Here is a 17,931-nt window from a genome sequence, read left to right as displayed (position 1 = left end):
AGTTGCTGTGCATGTTGCTGCATGAAGCCGCAAAGGCGGCTGCGATCGGCTCAGGCGGAAGGCGGGGCGCGCGCGAGCGCGAGGGTGTGCGGCTCGGCGCGCGCGAGGCGCTCGAAGCGCGCGCAAACGCGCGCATTCACGAGGCGCGTGGCGAGCATGAGCGACACCGGCACGCCAGGCGCAGCCGGCAAATGAGCGAGCAGGTTGCAATAGCCGCAATCCAGCGGATCGCCGGGGGCGACATGCGCGTGGATAGCATCGCCGTGCGCGCTCTGCGCGGCGCGCATGGACGGCATGTCGCAATGCCCGCTCATCGAGGACATCTGCGCAGCCTGCGCTGCCAGCAAATGCGAAATCACCGGCGCGAGCGTGGTCATCAGGATTGCAAGCGTCCCTAATAAACTGACCAGCTTGAGGTGGAAACGGCGCACGGCGTAACAGGAAACAGCGGGGAAACAGCGGTGGAAAACCGCGTGATTATGCCATGCGCAACTTGCACGCCTCCGCTACTCCGCCGCTTCGAGCAGCCCGAGCATGAGCGCGCGGCGCACGGCGTGCTTGCGCGAGCTCGCGTCGAGCTTGCCGAACAGATTTTTTAGATGCCACTTCACGGTGACTTCGCCCACGCCCAGTGCGAGCGCGATTTCCTTGTTCGAGAGCGCGCGGGCGAGCAGTTCGAGGATTTCGCGCTCCTTGGGGGTGAGGATGACGCCCGACACGGCACGCGTTTGCGGTGCAGCGCGGATCACGCGCGGTGCTGCGATCGGGTTGGGGTTGTGCGCGGGCGCGCCCGGCGATGTTTCGAGCGTGCGCCGTGCCCAGTCGGCCACAGCCGGGTGCAGATCGGAAAGTGTGCGGGACAGATGGAACGTCTGTGCGAGGTCCACGGCTTCGAGCAGCAGCGCGCGGCCGTCCGCGCCGGTTTGCTCCAGCACGTAGGCGCGCAGCGCCATGATTTCGATGCTTTCGCAGCGGCGCTTCATGGCGTCCGCAAGCTGCGCGGCTTCGCCGAGCGCGTCGAGCGCCTGCTGCCAGCGGCGCGCGGCGATGGCGGCGCTCGCGTGGGCGTGCGCCTGCATCAGCAGGACGTGACGACGCCATAGCGGCCGTTGCGCTGTGGCGTTTTCGAGCGCGAGTTCATCGATGCGCTGCACGAGCGCTTCGCAAGTCTGCACGCGGTAGCAGTTCGCGTGCATGCGCACCTGCTCGGCGAGGCTCGCCATCGACAGGCGCGGCAGCCGTCGCGTCACGCCGAGCGCATGCAGCGATTCGAGCAGGTCGAGCGCACGGTGCTCGGCACCGCGCGCCACCGCCACGCGCGCCGCGGTGCGCCAGGCGAGCATCACGGTGTCCGGCGTGCCGCTGCGCTCCAGCACATCGAGCCGGTTGGCCAGCAGCGCGGCGGCTTCTTCGATCCGGTCGGCTTCGTAGGCGAGCGTCGCGCAGAGCGCGGCCAGCATGCAACTGAGCGGATGGCGGCGGCCGAGATCCGCGTCGGCGCTGGCGAGCGCCGGCATCAGCACGGTTTCCGCCAGTTGAAGCTGGCCTTCGTGAAAGTAGCTGAAGCCGACCACGAACGTGCCCCAACGCCCGACGTAGCTCGTCTGCGCGGAGTTTTGCGCCGGCACCGGCACGCGCTGCTGGAACTGCCGCGCCTGGGCGGGCTCGCCCAGCGCGAGCGCGCGCGCGCCCAGCCGGTTCGCGTGCATCTGCGCGAGCCATGGATGCGTGCTGGGCGCGGCGTTCACCCACGGCTCGAACAGGGCGACACAGCGGTCGATGTCGTCGGCGAACACGGCGGCGGCGCTCAGGATCAGCGCGCATTCGTAGCGCAGTTCGGCGTCGTTGGCGGCGTCCGGCCCCGCGAGCACGCGTTCGATCTGCCGCGCGGCCTCGGGATGGCGCTCGCCGAGCGCGAGCGCCCAGGCTGCCGCAAGACGCAGGCGCGGGCGCGCTTCGAGCTCCGCCTCGGGCAGCAGTTCGAGCCACTTCAGCATGGCGGGCAGATGGCCCTGGCGCACCGCGTCCAGCAGGCTGCGCTCGGCCAGCTCGAACGCCAGCCGGTGCTGTCCCGCCGCATGCGCGTGGCGCGCGGCCGGCTCGGCCATGCCTTGTGCCGCGAGCCACGTGGCGGCGCGCGCGTGCAATTCCGTTTGCTGCGGCGTCGGCCATTGCGCAAGCCGCGCGCGCAGCACGTCGCGCACGAGCGCATGGAGCTGGAGCCATTCATTGCCGTCTGCGGCCGTGAACATCGGCGTATCGCGCGCGAGCCGCGCGAGTTGCCCGGCCGCCTCCGGCTCGCCGGTCAGCGCGACGCAGAGCGCGGGATGGAGCGTGTCGACCACGCTGATGCGCGTGAGAAAGTCGACGTCGGCGGGCGCGAGCCGGGCGATCAGCGCCTGCAGCAGACGCTCGCGCAACTCGCCGGACGCACCCTCCAGCGGCTCGACGATCTGGCGCGGGTCGCTCGCGCGCTCCATCGCGGCCAGCGCCAGTTGCAGGCCCAGCGGCCAGCCCTCGCAGAGCTCGAAGAGCCGCGCGCCGGCGTCGGCGTCCATGCGCTCGCCGAAGCGCGCGGCCGCGAGCGCGATGGTTTCGTCGATGCGCAGACGCAGCGCGTCGGCGTCCACGCGCGCGCACTGGCCGTAGGCGAGCAGATCGGCGAGCGGCGCGTCCAGGCCGTGCCGTGCCGCCACCGCAGTGCGCAGATTCGGCGGCGCGTTGTGCAGGATATAGACGAGCGCGCGCACGCCGGAGGCGGGCAGCCGTTCCGCTTCGTCGACGATCAGCACCAGCTCGAACGCGAGCTGCGCCACTTCCGCGAGCCAGGCCGTCACGCTTTCCAGCTCGTGAGCGGCGCCCGCTGCGCCATCGGTCAGATGGCGCGCGAACGCCGGGCGCGCGCAGGCCGTGCGCACCGCCTGCACGAGCCCGGGCACGAGACGCTGCGCCTCGTCGCGCTCATCGGCGGAAAACCACGCGACGGCGGTGCCCTGGGAGAGGTATTCGCGCCGCCAGAGCGCCAGCAGCGAGGTCTTGCCGAACCCCGCGGGCGCCTGCACGAGCACCGCCTGGCACGCGCGCAAGCCCGCGTTCGCTGCGCTCAGCCGCGCGCGCGTGAACAGGTGCGCGGGCTCGCGCGGCGCGACGGTCTTCAGGACGAACTCGCTGGCGGCGCGCCCGGCGTCCGGAGTGCTCGAGGCTGGGGAGGACACGGAAGACGGCGCGGAAGGGGACACTGAGGAAGGCATCTGGAGGCGGGGTCGAATCGGCCTGGCAGCTTTTGCGGGCTGGCGGGCGTGGGGTGCGACATAGGTGAGACACGAAAGCATCGGCTGGACAGGCGGGCTGCGTCAAGCCCCTCTTGTGCCGTCGTGCATTTAGCCCACCGCTTCGAGCCCGCTCGCATCTGCCAGCCCCTCCGTGCCGAGGGGGGCGTTTGCGCGCCGCGCCACTATCATCGTTTTCATGAAGGAAGCGGTGCGGCTCGAATGAGGCCCGCCTGCCGCGCCCTCCGGATTTGTGTGAGTGGGAACCCATGTATCGTCATTTTCTCGTTCCCGTGGATGATTCCGATGCCGGCATCGACACGGTGGCTCAAGCGGTTGCGTTGGCGCGTTCGGTCGGCGCGCGCATCACGTTCGCTTACCCGCTCGCTTATCGGGCAGATTCGCCGGCGCCAGCGCAGCAGGACGGCGAGCGGCTGGCGGCCGGGCGTCGCTTCGACGACTGCGTGCGGGAGATGCTCATCGTGAAGGCCGAGGCGGCCGCGCGCGCGCTGGGCGTGCCCTGCGAGTCGATGCGCGTCGCCGGCCCGAAATGGGCCAGCCCCGCGGCGCAGCTTGCGAGCACCGCGAGCGCGCGGGGCTGCGATCTCATTTGCGTGGCGTCGCAGGCCACCGCCGCGTCGGAGGTGCCGGTGCTCCATTGCGTCGTGCGGCGCGCTCCGGCGGTGGTGCGCGTGGTGGCGGCGCTCTATCGCCTCCATCGCGCGACCGCCGGCGCGTTGTGCGAGCGGCTGGCCCATCTCGGGCTGGCCCATCTCGGGCTGGCCCATCCCGGGCTGGATCTTCGCGGGCTCGATGCCCTGCGGATCCCGCGTCTCGGCACCGGCGATGCGTGCCGGCTTTCATCGCTGCTGAGCGGCCGCACGAGCGTGGTCGACGCCGAGCTTGGCGAACTCGAGCGGCAGCACCAGCGCGGCGCGACCCTGTTCGCGGAGCTCGAGCGCGCCGTCGCCGCCGGGGCCGCGAACGTCGAAGCGGCCCTGCGCGGCTATGCCCAGTTCGTCTGGGAATACTTCGGCCGCAAGGAAGGCGTGATCGTGCCGGCCGCGCAGCGTTATCTGCGCGAAGACGACTGGCGCGATCTGGAGGCGGCTTTCGCTATCGGCAGCATCGACGTCGCCAGCGCCACGTCATAAACCGCCGCGACAGAAAAAACGAATATTGCAGGAGACAAAGTTGCATACGCATCCCATCGAGGCCGGCGCGCCCGAGCAAGGCGCCGCCGATTCATCCCCGCGCGTCTATGCGTGGGTCGTGTTCGCGCTGACCTTCGCGCTGCTGCTGTCCGACTACATGTCGCGCCAGGTGCTCAATGCGGTCTTTCCGCTCCTCAAGGCCACATGGGGGCTCTCCGATACGCGTCTGGGCTCGTTGAGCAGCATCGTCGCGCTGATGGTCGGCGTGCTGACGTTTCCGCTTTCCGTGGTCGCCGACCGCTGGGGCCGCGTGCGCAGCATCGTGCTGATGGCGGGGCTCTGGAGCTTCGCCACGCTCGGCTGCGCCGCCGCGGCCAGCTATGGGCAGATGCTGCTGGCGCGCGCCTTCGTCGGGGTGGGCGAGGCGGCGTATGGGAGCGTCGGCGTTGCGCTGATCATCAGCATCTTTCCGGCGCGCCTGCGCTCGACGCTCACCGGCGCGTTCATGGCCGGCGGCGCGTTCGGCTCGGTGCTGGGCATGGCGGCGGGCGGCGTGCTCGCGGTGCATCTGGGCTGGCGCGCCGCGTTCGGCATGATGGCGGGCCTCGGCTTCGTGCTCGTGCTCGCTTTTCGCCTCGTCGTCACCGAAGCGCGCATCGCGCGCAACCGCGGCGCGCAGATCCCCGTTCAGGGCGCGATGCGCGAAGCCGGGGAAGCCCGGCGGCCCAGCCTGCGCAGCGTGCTGGCGGGACTCTTCTCCACGGTCTCGGTGAATTGCGCCTATCTCGGCAGTGCCCTGCAGCTTTTCATCATGGGTGCCGTGATTGCCTGGCTGCCGAGCTTCCTGAACCGCTATTACGGCCTGCCGCCCGACCGTGCGGCGGTGGCTGCTGCCGTGTTCGTGCTGCTCGGCGGGACGGGCATGATCGTGTGCGGCGTGGTCACCGATCGCGTGAGCCGGCACGCGCCCGAGCGCAAGTGGACGATGGCGATCGCATTTTCGCTGCTGTCGTTCGCGCTGCTAGGCGGCGGCTTTCATCTGAGCCCGGGCCCGCTGCAACTGGTCCTGCTCGGCGCGGGCATCTTCGTCGTGGCCGGCACCTCGGGGCCGGCTGGCGCGATGGTCGCCAATCTCACGCACGAGTCGATCCATTCGCCCGCGTTCGCCACGCTCACGCTCGTGAACAACCTGGTCGGGCTTGCGCCAGGGCCGCTCGTCGTCGGCTTTATCGCGGACCGCATCGGCCTGCTCGGCGCCTTGCAGGTCGCGCCGCTCGTGGCGCTGGTGGCGGCCTTCGCGTTCGTGCTCGGCAAGCGGCGCTATGACGCGGGGCTGCAAGCCGTGCGCAGCCGCCATCCGGCGCGCGCACCTCAATGATTCTGCCGTGGAGCCTGTATCGATGACTCAACCGCTTTCTCCCGCAGCGCCCAACCGGGTGCTGCACATCGACTTTTATTTCGACTTCGTTTGTCCGTGGTGCCTGATTGGCAAGCGCAATCTCGAAGCCGCGATCGCGGCGCTCGAGGCGCGCTGGCCGCATGTGAGCGTGCAGGTCGCGTGGCACTCGGTCGAGCTGCTGCCGCATACGCCGGTGGGCGGCCTGCCTTACGAGGCGTTCTATCTGGCGCGTCTCGGCAGCGCGCAGGCCGTCGCGCAGCGGCGCGCGCAGGTTCGCCAGGCCGCGCGCGCTGCGGGCGTCGAGCTCGCGTTCGAGCGCATTCGCGTGTTGCCGAACACGGCGGCGGCTCATAAACTGGTTGCGCACACAACTGAATTAGGCGGGGGACGCTATCGCGGCACCCACGCTGAGCTCATCGAGCGTCTCTTTACCGCGTATTTCATCGAGGGCGAGGACATCGGCGATGCGGCCACGCTCTCGCGCATCGCACGCGAATGCGGGGTGGACGATGCGGCATCGGCATCGCAGTCGCGTGCGCACGGCGCGACGAACCGCGTCGATGGCGTGCCTTATTTCGTGTTCGACGGGCGCTATACGCTCAGCGGCGCGCAGCCGCCACAAGTGTTGATCGAGGCGATGCTGCACGCGGCGGATCTGACTCAGGCGCACGATCATGAAGCGTGAAGTCGACATCGGCGCGGCGGATAGCCTGGCGCCCGGGCAGCGCAAGCTCGCTTTCATCGATGGGCGCAGCGTGGTGGTCTTCAATGTGGAAGGCAGTCTGCATGCTATCGAGAATAGTTGCCCGCACAACGGTGCATCGATGGCCAGCGGGCATCTCGAAGGCAGTCTGATCACCTGCCCCGCGCACGGATTGCGCTTTGATCTGCGCACGGGTTGCATGCCGGGGGCGGGGGGATTGTGTCTGGGCGTGCTGCCGGTGAGGACGGTTGACGGGAAGCTGATGGTCGAGGTCGAGCAGGCCTGAGCGAAATGCGCCGCTGGCGCGCGGCGGCCCGGAGCGCTCAGTGCCGGTCGCCTTGCGGCTTTTGCTGGCGCGCGCCGAAATTCGCCGCGCGCCAGCGGCTCGGCGGCTGCCCGAATTCCGCACTAAACCAGCGCGAAAATGCGCTGGGTTCGGAAAACCCCAGCCGGTCGCTGATATCGGATACCGAATGGCGCGGCTGCGCCAGATATCGCGCCGCCAGCGACGCGCGCACCTCGTTCACGAGCGACGAGAACCGCTCGCCACGCTGTTCGAGCTGGCGCTGCAGCGTGCGCGTCGAGAGGCCGAGGCGCTCGCTCACGGGCTCGATCGTGCCGGCGCCGCGCGGCAGCAGCAGATGGATTGCGCGGCGCACGTTGTCGGCGAGCGATGCCTCGCCATAGCGGGGCTGCAAATCGAGCAGCTCCTGTGCATATCGCGCGAGCGAGGCGTCGGCGAGCGGCCTCGCACGGTCGAGATCCTGGCGGGCCAGCACGATGCCGTCGAACTCGCTGTCAAATTCGATTCGTGATCCGAAGAAACGCCGGTGCACTTCGAGCCGCGCGGGAGCGGCGTGCGAGAAATGCACGGCGCGTGGCGCATACTGCGCGCCGAGCATGGCGCGCACGAGACTCAGCACCGCGCCTACGGTCAATTCGACGATCTCCGGCCCCGGATCGGGGCGCGCGGTCACGAGCGCAACGTGCAGCACCGCGGTGTCGTCGATTTCCTCCAGCTGAACCGATACCGAATCGCTCAGCAGATGCCGGTAGGGCTCGACGCGCGCGAGCGCCTCGCGCAGCGTGGGCTGATGCTGCAACAAGAGACTGAGCGAGCCGAAGTCGGAGAGCCGCCACGCTTCGCCAATGCGCGCGCCAAGCGTGCGGGACTCGGCGCGCCCGGCGCAGCCCGCGAGCGAGACTTCGAACACGCGTGCGAGGCTGGCCTCGGGAATGCGCAGGTCCGGCGTCGTGAGGCACGACAGATCGAGCCCCGCTTCGCGCAGCGCACGCACCGGATCGATGCCCGCATGATGGGCAATTTCCGAATACTTGGTGAGGGAGGCGCTGCGAACCAGGATGGGCATGGGATCACAAGAAAAACGGACGCAACACGGCGGAACTTGCCGAGCGTAGCGGCGCACATACGCTTCGTCTGTGCGGAATAACCATGAGCGTGCGCATGTCGTCGCGCGTCAGGCCGTGGCGTGCAGGATCAAGCACGCGCGAGGTGCAATTCACACAATGGGGTTCCAGGCCGGCGCTGTGACGGGTTCGCCTCGATCGTTTCACTCGCCGCTTTCCAGCAACCCCAGCAGTTGGGCGCGCAGCACCGCATGCTTGCGCGAACTCGCGCTCAGCTTGCCGAACAGGTTCTTTACATGCCACTTGGCGGTGACTTCGCCCACGCCGATTGCCTGCGCGATCTCCTTGTTGGAGAGATTGCGCGCGAGCAGTTCGAGCACCTCGCGCTCCTTGGGCGTGAGCACCGTGCTCGGCATTGCGCGCGGCGCGGCTTGCGCGCGGCGGGGCGCGCCGCCGGGCTGGGTCGTGGGCGCGAGCGTCGTCGCGGCGAGCGTGAGGGGCTCGCCGCTGCCTTGCGTTGCGACTTCGTGGATCCAGTCGGCCAGCGCCGGATGTGCCTGGGCGAGCACGCGCACGAGGCCATAGGTGCCGGTCAGGCCGATCGCCTCGTGCAGCAGCGGCAAGCCGTCCTCGCCGTTGCCCCGGGTCGCGAGTGCGCGCAGCCCCATGATCTCGATGCGCTCGCGCCCGAGCTTCATCGCGTCGGCGAGCGTTTGCGCGCGGCCCAGACACTCGAGCGCGCGCGGCCAGTCCTGCTGGGCCAGCGCCGTGTATGCACGCGCCATGGCCTGGCGTCGGGCCACGTCGCGGCGCCAGAGCGGGCCGCGCCACGTGGGTTCGGCGGTTTGCGATTGTTCGACGAGCGCGTCGAGCTGGGCGCTCAACGCGCGGCAGGTTTCGGCGTTTCCACGTCCGGCGTGGATACGTCCGGCGTAGATCCGCACGCGCTCCGCGAGGCTCGCGATGGACAGACGCGGCAACCCGCGAGCGGTGCCGGCGGCGTGCATCGCATCGAGCAGGTCGAGCGCGCGCCGCTCCGCGCCCTGGGCCTGCGCCACGCGCGCCGCGCAGACATAGGCGATCAGCGAGGTCTCGGCGGTGCCGGAGCGTTCGAGCACGTCGAGCCGGTTCGCGAGCAGCGCATCGGCTTCGTCCACGAAGTCGCGCTCGAAGAGCGCAGCCGCGAGCACCGCCGCGAGCATGCACGGCAGCGGATGGCGGCGGTCCAGTTCGGTTTCGGCGCTCGTGAGCGCGCGGCGCAGCACCGTTTCGGCGAGCACGGCCTGGCCTTCGTTCAGATAGCTCAGGCCGCACATGAACTCGCCCCAGTAGGCGGCGTAGCGGTGCGCCTTGCCGAAGTCGCCGCGCGGCGCGAGTTGCAGATGGCGGCGCGCGTTGGCGGGTTCGCCCTGCAGCAGCTCCGCCAGCGCGAGGCGGTTCGCGTGCGTCTGGAGCCGGCGCGGCTCGGCGAGCGGCGGCGGCTCGCGCCACGGTGCAAGCAGCGCGAGGAAGCGGTCGGGCTCGTCGGCGTAATAGGCCGCGATGCTCAGGATGAGCGCGCATTCGTAGCGCCGCTCGGGCGTGCAATCGTGCGCTTCGGCCATCGGCGCCACGAGTTGCCTCGCCTCGGCGTGGCGCTCGCTGAGCGCGAGCGCCCAGGCCGCCGCGAGGCGCAGGTCGGGCTGGCGGTCGAGCTCGTCGGCGGGCAGCAGTTCGAGCCAGTCGAGCGCGGCGGCGAGGCGCCCCTGCATGACCGCGCCGTAGAGCGAGCGCCCCGCGAGTTCGTAGGCCACTTCGCGCTCGCCGGCGGCATGCGCGTGGCGCGCCGCTTCTTCGTGGATGCCGTGCTCGGCGAGCCACTGCATCGCGCGCCGGTGCAGGCCGGCGCGCTCGTCGGGCGGCAGTTCGGCCAGACGCGCGCCAAGCGCCGCGCGCGCGAGCGTGTGCAGGCGGCACCAGTCGCTGCCGTCGCTGGCCATGAAGATGGGCGTATCGCGCATGAGCCGTGCGAATTGTGCCGGGGCGTCGGGGCTGTCGAGCAGCGCGCGGCACAGGTCGGGATGCAGCATGTCGACGAGCGCGAGCCGCGTGAGGAACGCGAGGTCCTCGGGGGCGAGCCGCGCGAGCAGGCTGCTCACCAGATGCTCGCCTTCGACGCCGGGCTGCCCCTGCATCGCGTCGATGACGCCGCGCGGGTCGCCGCTCTTTTCCATCGCGGCGAGCGCGAGCTGCAGGCCGAGCGGCCAGCCGTCGGTGATCTCGTGCAGGCGTGCGCAGCTGTCGGTGTCCACGCGCTCGCCAAAGCGCCGGCGCACGAGCGCGAGCGTTTCGTCGAGGCGAAAGCGCAGCGCCTCGGGGCCGAGGCAGACGCATTGCCCATAGGCGCGCAAGTCGTCGACGGCGGTTTCGAAGCCGCTGCGCGCGGCCACGACGATGCGCAAATTCGCGGGCGCGTTGTGCAGCAGATAAAGCAGCGCCGCGCTGCCGACCGGCGAGAGCCGCTCCGCTTCATCGACGATCAGCACCAGGTCGAGCGCGGCCTGCGCGACTTCGGCGAGCCAGGCGGTCAAGCCCTCGTTGGCGTCGGGCGTGGCAAAGGGGCTGTCGAGCAGCGTGTGCCCGAACGCGGGCTGCGCGCCGCCCACGCGCACGGCGAGCACGAGGCTATGCAAAAAGCGCTGCGGGTCGTCGTGGGCATCGGCGGACACCCACGCGACGGCGGCGCCGCGCGCGAGATGCTCGCGCCGCCATTGCGCGAGCAACAGCGTTTTGCCGAAGCCGGGCGGCGCCTGCACGACGATCGCGGACTGATTGCGCAAGGGCTCGCTGTCGAGGTTCAGCCGCTCGCGCGCGAGCAGGTGGCGCGGCGCGCGCGGTGGCGTGGTCTTGAGCGTGAGTTCGGAAAACGGGGGCGGTGCACCGCGGTTCGCAAAGGTCATCGGGTGAATCGGAATAGGCCGCGCGGCGCGCAATGCCGGGAATCGGTCGGAGGATTATATGCACGGCGGCGCCCTGGCTGACGATTTGACAACAGCGCGGCAACAGCGCGTCGAGCGCCTGGCGATTTCCTCAGTGATAACCCGGTAAACGGGCGAAATTCGCAGGGGTAGGCGGGCTCCCCCTCCTGGAAGGAGGGCGCGCGGCGCACCACGGCGTCCTACGATGGATTCAGTCACGATAGCCGCGTGCGTGCGCCTGCACCACGAGCGCCGCGGCGGCCTATCGATCGGAACGAGCAGCAAGCAGGAACAACCAGGAGACAGAAGATGGCACATGCGATCAGGTTCCACGAGACCGGCGCACCGGAAGTGATGCGCTGGGAAGAAGTCGACGTGGGCGCGCCCGGTCCGGGCGAAGTGCGGCTGCGGCACGAAGCGGTCGGCCTGAATTTCGCGGATACGTATTTCCGCAGCGGCCTCTATCCCGTCCCGCTGCCGGCGGGCATGGGCGTGGAAGCCGCGGGCGTGGTGGAGGCGGTGGGCGCGGGCGTGACCAACGTCGCGCCCGGCGACCGCGTCACCTACACCGGCTTTATCAACACGCTGGGCGCATACAGCACGGAACGGCTGATTCCGGCCGCGCCGCTCATCAAGCTGCCCGACGCCATCGCCTGCGAAACGGCGGCGGCCATGACCATGCGCGGCCTCACTTCGGCGTACCTCATGCGCCGCATCTGGCCGCTGCAAGCGGGCGAGACGATTCTCGTGCACGCGGCGGCGGGCGGCGTGGGCCTGATCCTGTGCCAGTGGGCGAAGCTGCTGGGGCTGACGGTGATCGGCACGGTGTCGAACGAGGAGAAGGCCGCGGTGGCCCGCGCGCACGGTTGCGATCACGTGATCCTCTATCGCAGCGAAGACGTTGCGAAGCGCGTGCGCGAGCTGACCGATGGCGTGGGCGTTTCCGTGGTCTACGACAGCGTCGGCCAGGACACCTTCGCGGCGTCGCTCGACTCGCTCAAGCGCCGTGGCTTGCTGGTCTGCGTGGGCACGGCCTCGGGCAAGGCGCCCGCGTTCGAACCGCAGGTGCTCGCGATGAAGGGCTCGCTCTACGTCACGCGCCCCGCGCTGGCCGACTACATCGCCGACCCCGCCGAGAAGACCGCGCTGGCCGATGAAATCTTCGGCCACGTGGCGGCGGGGCGCATCAAGATCGAGATCAACCAGCGCTACGCATTGCAGGACGCCGTGCAGGCGCACCGCGATATCGAAGCACGCAAGACGACGGGTTCTTCCGTCTTCACGATCTGAGGCCGCCCATCATGAGAATCGAGCAACTGACCTGCGCGATCGGCGCGGAACTGGTGGGCGTGCGTCTGGGCGATGCGGTGCGCGACGACGCGCTGTTCGGGGAAATCAAGGCGGCGCTGCTCAAGCACAAGGTGCTGTTCCTGCGCGACCAGCAACTCACGCGCGCCGACCATGTGGATTTCGCCAGACGATTCGGAGAGCTCGAGGGTCATCCGGTGGCGGGCAGCCACCCCGATCATCCGGGTCTCGTGCAGATATACAAGACGCCTGACCAGCCCAACGACCGCTACGAAAACTCGTGGCACACCGACGCCACCTGGCGCGCCGCGCCGCCGATGGGCGCGGTGCTGCACTGCGTGGAATGCCCGCCGGTGGGCGGCGACACCATGTGGGCCAACATGGTGCTCGCCTACGAGAACCTGCCGCAGCACGTCAAGGAACAAATCGCGGACCTGCGCGCAAGCCACAGCATCCAGGCAAGCTTCGGCGCGGCGATGCCGATCGAAAAGCGCCTCGCGCTGAAGGCGCAGTATCCGGACGCCGAACATCCGGTCGTGCGCACGCACCCGGAAACGGGCGAGAAGGTGCTGTTCGTGAACGCCTTCACCACGCACTTCGTGAACTACCACACGCCCGCGCGCGTGCGCTACGGCCAGGACGGCAACCCGGGCGCAGGACACCTGCTCCAGTACCTCATCAGCCAGGCGTACATCCCCGAGTACCAGGTGCGCTGGCGCTGGCAGCCGGGCAGCGTGGCGATCTGGGACAACCGCAGCACGCAGCATTACGCGGTCATGGACTACCCGCCTTGCCACCGCAAGATGGAGCGCGCGGGGATCATCGGCGACGTGCCGTACTGATTGGCCACTGCCTGACCTGCGCACGACAGCAAAACACAATACTGGAGGAAGACATGCAATTTCTCGACAATTCGCTGCACCCCGAGAACATGGACAAGGTCGTCATCACGGTTGCGCCGTATGGCCCCGAATGGATGCCCGAAGACTTTCCCGAGGACATTCCCGTCACCATGGAAGAGCAGATCCAGAAGGCCGTGGATTGCTACAACGCAGGCGCAACGGTGCTGCACCTGCACGTGCGCGAACTGGACGGCAAGGGCTCCAAGCGCCTGTCCAAGTTCAACGAGCTGATTGCCGGCGTGCGCGCGGCGGTGCCGGACATGATCATCCAGGTGGGCGGCTCGATCTCGTTCGCGCCAGAAGACGACGGCCAGGCCGCGAAGTGGCTCTCGGACGACACGCGCCACATGCTCGCGGAACTCGAGCCGAAGCCCGACCAGGTGACCGTGGCGATCAACACCACGCAGATGAACATCATGGAGTTGCTCTACCCCGAGTATCTGGCGGGCACCTCGCTGGCGAATCCGGCGCTCCAGGCGGCGTATAGCGAAATGACGGTGCCGGCCGGCCCGCAGTGGCTCGAGGAGCATCTGCGCCGCCTGCATGCGTCGGGCATCCAGGCGCATTTCCAGCTGACCGGCATCCATGCACTGGAAACGCTCGAACGCCTGATCCGCAAGGGCGCCTATCTCGGGCCGGTGAACCTGACGTGGATCGGCATCGGCGGCGGCTTCGACGGCCCGAACCCGTTCAACTTCTTCAACTTCGTGCACCGCGCCCCGCAGGGCTGCACGTTCACGGCGGAGTCGCTGCTCAAGAACGTGCTGCCGTTCAACATGATGGCGATGGCGATGGGCCTGCACCCGCGCTGCGGCATCGAGGATACGATCATCGGCCAGCATGGCCAGCGCATGACCTCGGTCGAGCAGATCGAGCAGTGCGTGCGCGTGGCGCACGAACTGGGCCGCGAGATCGCGTCGGGCAAGGAAGCGCGCGAGATCTACCGCATCGGCACCTTCTACAAGGACGCCGATGAGACGCTGGCCGCCAACGGCTATCTGCCGAACCACAAGCCCGCGGGTCTGGGCCTCGTGAAATCGGCGGCTTGATCATGGCGCGCCCCGAACCTGTCATCGTCATCGTCCCGGGGTTGCGCGACCACGTCGCGCAGCACTGGCAGACCCTGCTCGAAGCGCGCCTGCGCGCGCAGAACCGCCCTGTGGCCGCCGTGCCGCCGATGGGCCGCGACGACCTCGATTGCGCCGCGCGCGTCGAGGCCATCGAAGCCGTGGTCGCGGGCATCGACGCGCCCGTGATCATCGTCGCGCATAGCGGCGGCTGCGTGATGGTCGCGCATTGGGCGAGGCGCTATCCGCGTGCGATCGCGGGGGCGCTGCTGGCGGCGCCGCCCGACTTCGAGGCGCCGATGCCCGAAGGCTATCCGACGCTCGAAGCGCTCGACGCGAGCGGATGGCTGCCGGTGCCGCGCGCGCCGCTGCCGTTCCCGTCCATCGTGGCGGCGAGCCACGACGACCCGCTCGCCCGCTACGAACGCGTGCTCGAACTTGCGCGCGCGTGGCGCAGCGAGGTGGTCGATCTCGGCAACGTCGGTCACCTGAACCCGGCCAGCGGGTTTGGCGAATGGCCCGGCGCGGACGACCTGATCGCCGCGCTCGCGCGGCGGGCCGTACCCGTGTCGTAACCGATTCATCGATGGGCTCACGCGCTCTACGCTGCAAGGCGCGCGCGGGTCAAAGCGATACAAGGCGGGCCGACCCCGCTCTCGCTGCAGCACCAAATAAAAAAACACGCCAGATGGGTATATCCGAGGCGCGTTTCCGCGCCCGGACACCGTGATAATGATTCATGGAGACAAAAGTGGGAATGCAAGCGACTGCCGCACTGGGAGACGCCCCTGCGGGCGCACCATCCGTATCCCGGGCCTATGCCTGGAGTGTTTTCGCGCTGACTTTCGGCCTGCTGCTCGCCGATTACATGTCGCGCCAGGTCCTCAACGCCGTTTTTCCGCTGCTCAAAGCCGAGTGGATGCTCACCGATACGCAGTTAGGATCGCTGAGCAGCATCGTCTCGGTGATGGTGGGTCTGCTGACCTTTCCGTTCTCGCTGCTCGCGGACCGCTGGGGACGCGTGCGCAGCCTGATTCTGATGGCCGTGCTGTGGAGCATCGCCACGCTTGGCTGCGCCGTATCGGCCAGCTACGGGCAGATGTTCGCGGCGCGCTTCTTCGTGGGCGTGGGCGAGGCGGCCTACGGCAGCGTCGGCCTCGCGGTCGTGCTCAGCGTGTTTCCGGCGCATCTGCGCGCCACGCTCTCGGGTTCGTTTCTCGCGGGCGGCGCATTCGGCTCCATGCTCGGGATGGCGTTGAGCGGCATCGTGGCCGCGCATTTCGGCTGGCGCTGGTCGTTCGCGACCATGGCGGTGGTCGGCCTCGTGCTCTCGGTGATCTATCGCATCGTCGTGACCGAACGGCGGCTCGCGCCCGAGCGCGCACGCGTTGCTGCCAGCGCGGCGCGGCCCCGCTTCACGCCGCGCGGTCTCGCGCAGGCGCTGTTCACCTCGAAATCGGTCGGCTTTGCGTATGTGGCCTGCGGCGTGCAGCTGATCCTGCCGGGCGCGATGTTCGCGTGGCTGCCGAGCTATCTCGTGCGCACCTATGCGATGCGGCTCGACCGCGCGAGCGTGCTGGCCGCCGGCTTCGTGCTGATCTCGGGCATCGGCATGATCGTGTGCGGGGTGCTGACCGACCGCGTCAGCCGTCTCAACGGGACCCGCAAATGGACCATGGCCATCACGTATTGCGTGCTGGTGTTTGCGGCGTTCGCCAGCGCATTTCACGTGCCGCCGGGGCCGCTGCAACTCGTGCTGATCGGTGTCGGCATGTTTATGGCCTCGGGCGTGTGCGGGCCGACCGGCGCACTGGTGGCCGAACTCACGGCGCCTTCGATTCATGCCACGGCCATGGCGCTCTGGTCGCTCGCCAACAACCTGCTCGGCCTGGCCGCCGGCCCGGTCATCGTGGGGCTGATCGCCGATCGCATGGGTCTGCACATGGCGTTGCAATGGATTCCGTTCGCGGCGCTCGTGTCGGCGCTGCTGTTCGTGCTCGGCAAGCGCCGCTACGCGGGTGATCTTGCGCGGCAGCGAGAGGTATGAATAATGCCGCGGCTGGACAAGCCACGGCAGGTAGTCAGCAAAGCAGCAAGACAACAAGAAGAACAGCCGTTGACAAAGAGGAAGACAGCGGGTCGCACGCAAAGGGCAGCACCGCACGGCCTTGACAATAGTTTGGAGGAGAGAGCATGAAACGGAAGTTGAGCGTCTTGGCCGTACTCGCGGTCACGGCCGGCGCGGCACACGCGCAATCGTCGGTGACGCTGTTCGGCGCCATCGATACGGGGTTGCTGTATCAGAGCACTTCGGCGGCCTCGTTCGCGCCGAACGCGAAGAATCTGGGCCACGTGTTCGCGTTGAAGGACGCGGGCATCTATGCCAGCTTCTGGGGCATCAAGGGGACTGAGGACCTCGGCGGCGGCTACAAGGTCAATTTCCGGCTGCAAGGCGTGTTCAACAGCTCCACGGGCAAGCTCGGCCTCGCGGACACCGCGGGCGCCACGGCCATGTTCAATCAGCAGACGACCATTGGCATTTCAGGGCCGTTCGGCTCGATCGACGCGGGGCGGCAATACACCCCGATGATCTACGCGATGGCGGACACCGATGTGCGCAACGCGCAGTACTTCGGCAGTATCCTGAGCGCCTGGCTCGGGCTGAGCCAGGCGTCGGGGTGGCCCGGCACGAGCACCAACGTGCCGTATGGCGCGCTGTACGACAGCAACGCCATCGTCTATCAATCGCCGAAGTTCTACGGTGTTTCAGCGGCGCTCGAATATGCGCCGGGCGGCGTGCCGGGGCAAATCCAGGGCGGCACGCGCGAGTCGGCCGTGCTCAAGTATTCGAACTATGGCCTGAATCTGGCCGCCGTCTATTACAACGGCCACGATACGAACCTGCCGGCCAATGCCCCGGCCACCGGGCTCAACAACAACCGGCTCTACTACCTGGGCGCCAAGTACACGTTCCACGCGCTTTCGGTGTCGGCTTCGTACGGCATCGGCAAGAATCCGGCGAACACGCAGCACGGCGACTATGAAATGATTTCAGGCGGCCTTGGCTACCAGTTCACGCCGTACTTCAAGGTCACGTCGGGGTTCTATTATCTGAAGGACCGCAACGTCTCGGCAAACCATTCGAGCGAATATGCAGTCGGCGCCGAATACGGCGTGTCCAAGCGCACCCTGCTCTACGCGCAGGTGGGCTACGTGGACAACCATGGCACGATGAACCAGGCGATCACCTATGGCGCGCCGGTTGCGCCTGGCGTCTCGACCACGGCGGCGATGCTCGGCATTCGCCACACTTTCTGATTTCGCAGTTCGGCTAACGGGAGCGTTGCCATGAATAAAAAAGGAATCCTGCGCATGAGTGTGGCCGCCTCGATGGCGGCCTTGCTGGCGGGCGGGGCGGTGGGTGTGCGCGCACAGGGCGGCGAGACGGCGGGGGCATCGGCTTCATCGGCGGCTCAGGGGGCGACAGCCGCGCCGGCAGCCTCCACAGCCCGAGAGGTGCGAAAGGCCAACCGTGCGCTCAGCCGCAAGGTGTACGCCGCGCTGGGCAAGCACAAGGAAATCGATGCGGGGAATATCAGCATCGTGGCGCGTGACGGCGCCGTGACGCTCAACGGCACGGTCGAAGAACAGTCGCAGATCGACACCGTGGCAGCTGTGGCGAAGGCCGTGCCGGGCGTGAAGTCGGTGACCAACAAGCTCACGGTGCAGCGGCCTCTCGGGCAGTAAGCGTCAGGGGCGGGCAAAATGGGCCAATGAGGCCCTCATTCTGCCCGCCTGCGCGAC

The 17,931-nt window shown here is 68.5% G+C and carries 15 protein-coding genes; 11 read left to right on the top strand and 4 right to left on the bottom strand.

Annotated features, from left to right (window positions below; translation table 11 throughout):
• Positions 1–50: 50 nt before the first annotated feature.
• On the bottom strand, positions 51–431 hold the full coding sequence (locus tag PWP93_RS27275; RefSeq protein WP_421046788.1) for a DUF2946 domain-containing protein: 381 nt from the start codon (positions 429–431) through the stop codon (positions 51–53).
• Between the two features lie 75 nt (positions 432–506).
• Positions 507–3,251: a LuxR C-terminal-related transcriptional regulator gene (locus PWP93_RS27270; protein ID WP_421046787.1), complete on the bottom strand. Its 2,745-nt coding sequence runs from the start codon at positions 3,249–3,251 to the stop codon at positions 507–509.
• 287 nt (positions 3,252–3,538) lie between these two features.
• Here PWP93_RS27270 and PWP93_RS27265 point away from each other — a divergent pair, with 287 nt between their 5' ends.
• From PWP93_RS27265 to PWP93_RS27250, 4 genes are read left to right on the top strand one after another with little or no spacing between them, the layout of a single operon-like run.
• Positions 3,539–4,423 carry a universal stress protein gene (locus PWP93_RS27265; protein WP_421046786.1) on the top strand — a complete coding sequence of 295 codons (885 nt, stop codon included), beginning with the start codon at positions 3,539–3,541 and terminating at the stop codon, positions 4,421–4,423.
• A gap of 40 nt (positions 4,424–4,463) precedes the next feature.
• Positions 4,464–5,801 (top strand): MFS transporter, encoded by a 1,338-nt coding sequence (locus tag PWP93_RS27260; RefSeq protein WP_421046785.1) that lies wholly within the window; start codon positions 4,464–4,466, stop codon positions 5,799–5,801.
• Positions 5,802–5,823: 22 nt separating this feature from the next.
• Positions 5,824–6,507, top strand: a complete 684-nt coding sequence (locus tag PWP93_RS27255; RefSeq protein WP_421046784.1) for a DsbA family oxidoreductase — start codon at positions 5,824–5,826, stop codon at positions 6,505–6,507.
• Entirely contained in the window at positions 6,497–6,811 is a 315-nt protein-coding gene (locus PWP93_RS27250) for a Rieske (2Fe-2S) protein (protein WP_421027208.1), read from the top strand. The genes PWP93_RS27255 and PWP93_RS27250 overlap by 11 nt, the downstream gene beginning before the upstream one ends.
• A gap of 37 nt (positions 6,812–6,848) precedes the next feature.
• Here PWP93_RS27250 and PWP93_RS27245 read toward each other — a convergent pair whose 3' ends face one another.
• On the bottom strand, positions 6,849–7,895 hold the full coding sequence (locus PWP93_RS27245; protein WP_421046783.1) for an AraC family transcriptional regulator: 1,047 nt from the start codon (positions 7,893–7,895) through the stop codon (positions 6,849–6,851).
• A 201-nt stretch (positions 7,896–8,096) separates the two neighbouring features.
• The gene (locus tag PWP93_RS27240; RefSeq protein ID WP_421046782.1) at positions 8,097–10,832 is read right to left on the bottom strand and encodes a LuxR C-terminal-related transcriptional regulator; all 2,736 of its coding nucleotides are present in this window, start codon (positions 10,830–10,832) and stop codon (positions 8,097–8,099) included.
• A gap of 327 nt (positions 10,833–11,159) precedes the next feature.
• Between PWP93_RS27240 and PWP93_RS27235 the strand changes: the two genes are divergently transcribed.
• From PWP93_RS27235 to PWP93_RS27205, 7 genes are all read left to right on the top strand, one after another.
• Positions 11,160–12,140, top strand: coding sequence for a quinone oxidoreductase family protein (locus PWP93_RS27235; RefSeq protein ID WP_421027205.1), 981 nt, complete (start codon positions 11,160–11,162; stop codon positions 12,138–12,140).
• Positions 12,141–12,151: 11 nt separating this feature from the next.
• Positions 12,152–13,000: a TauD/TfdA dioxygenase family protein gene (locus tag PWP93_RS27230; protein ID WP_421046781.1), complete on the top strand. Its 849-nt coding sequence runs from the start codon at positions 12,152–12,154 to the stop codon at positions 12,998–13,000.
• Positions 13,001–13,053: 53 nt separating this feature from the next.
• Positions 13,054–14,109, top strand: coding sequence for a 3-keto-5-aminohexanoate cleavage protein (locus PWP93_RS27225; protein ID WP_421027203.1), 1,056 nt, complete (start codon positions 13,054–13,056; stop codon positions 14,107–14,109).
• A 2-nt stretch (positions 14,110–14,111) separates the two neighbouring features.
• Entirely contained in the window at positions 14,112–14,702 is a 591-nt protein-coding gene (locus tag PWP93_RS27220; protein WP_421027202.1) for an RBBP9/YdeN family alpha/beta hydrolase, read from the top strand.
• Between the two features lie 182 nt (positions 14,703–14,884).
• Entirely contained in the window at positions 14,885–16,174 is a 1,290-nt protein-coding gene (locus PWP93_RS27215) for an MFS transporter (protein WP_421046780.1), read from the top strand.
• 146 nt (positions 16,175–16,320) lie between these two features.
• On the top strand, positions 16,321–17,445 hold the full coding sequence (locus PWP93_RS27210; protein WP_421027200.1) for a porin: 1,125 nt from the start codon (positions 16,321–16,323) through the stop codon (positions 17,443–17,445).
• Positions 17,446–17,475: 30 nt separating this feature from the next.
• Positions 17,476–17,874: a BON domain-containing protein gene (locus PWP93_RS27205; RefSeq protein WP_421046779.1), complete on the top strand. Its 399-nt coding sequence runs from the start codon at positions 17,476–17,478 to the stop codon at positions 17,872–17,874.
• Positions 17,875–17,931 lie beyond the last annotated feature (57 nt).

Source organism: Paraburkholderia sp. A1RI-2L (assembly GCF_048957375.1).
Classification (GTDB): Bacteria; Pseudomonadota; Gammaproteobacteria; order Burkholderiales; family Burkholderiaceae; genus Paraburkholderia.
The sequence above is the reverse complement of the archived record's forward strand: the minus strand, read 5'-3'. Positions and strand labels throughout refer to the sequence as shown.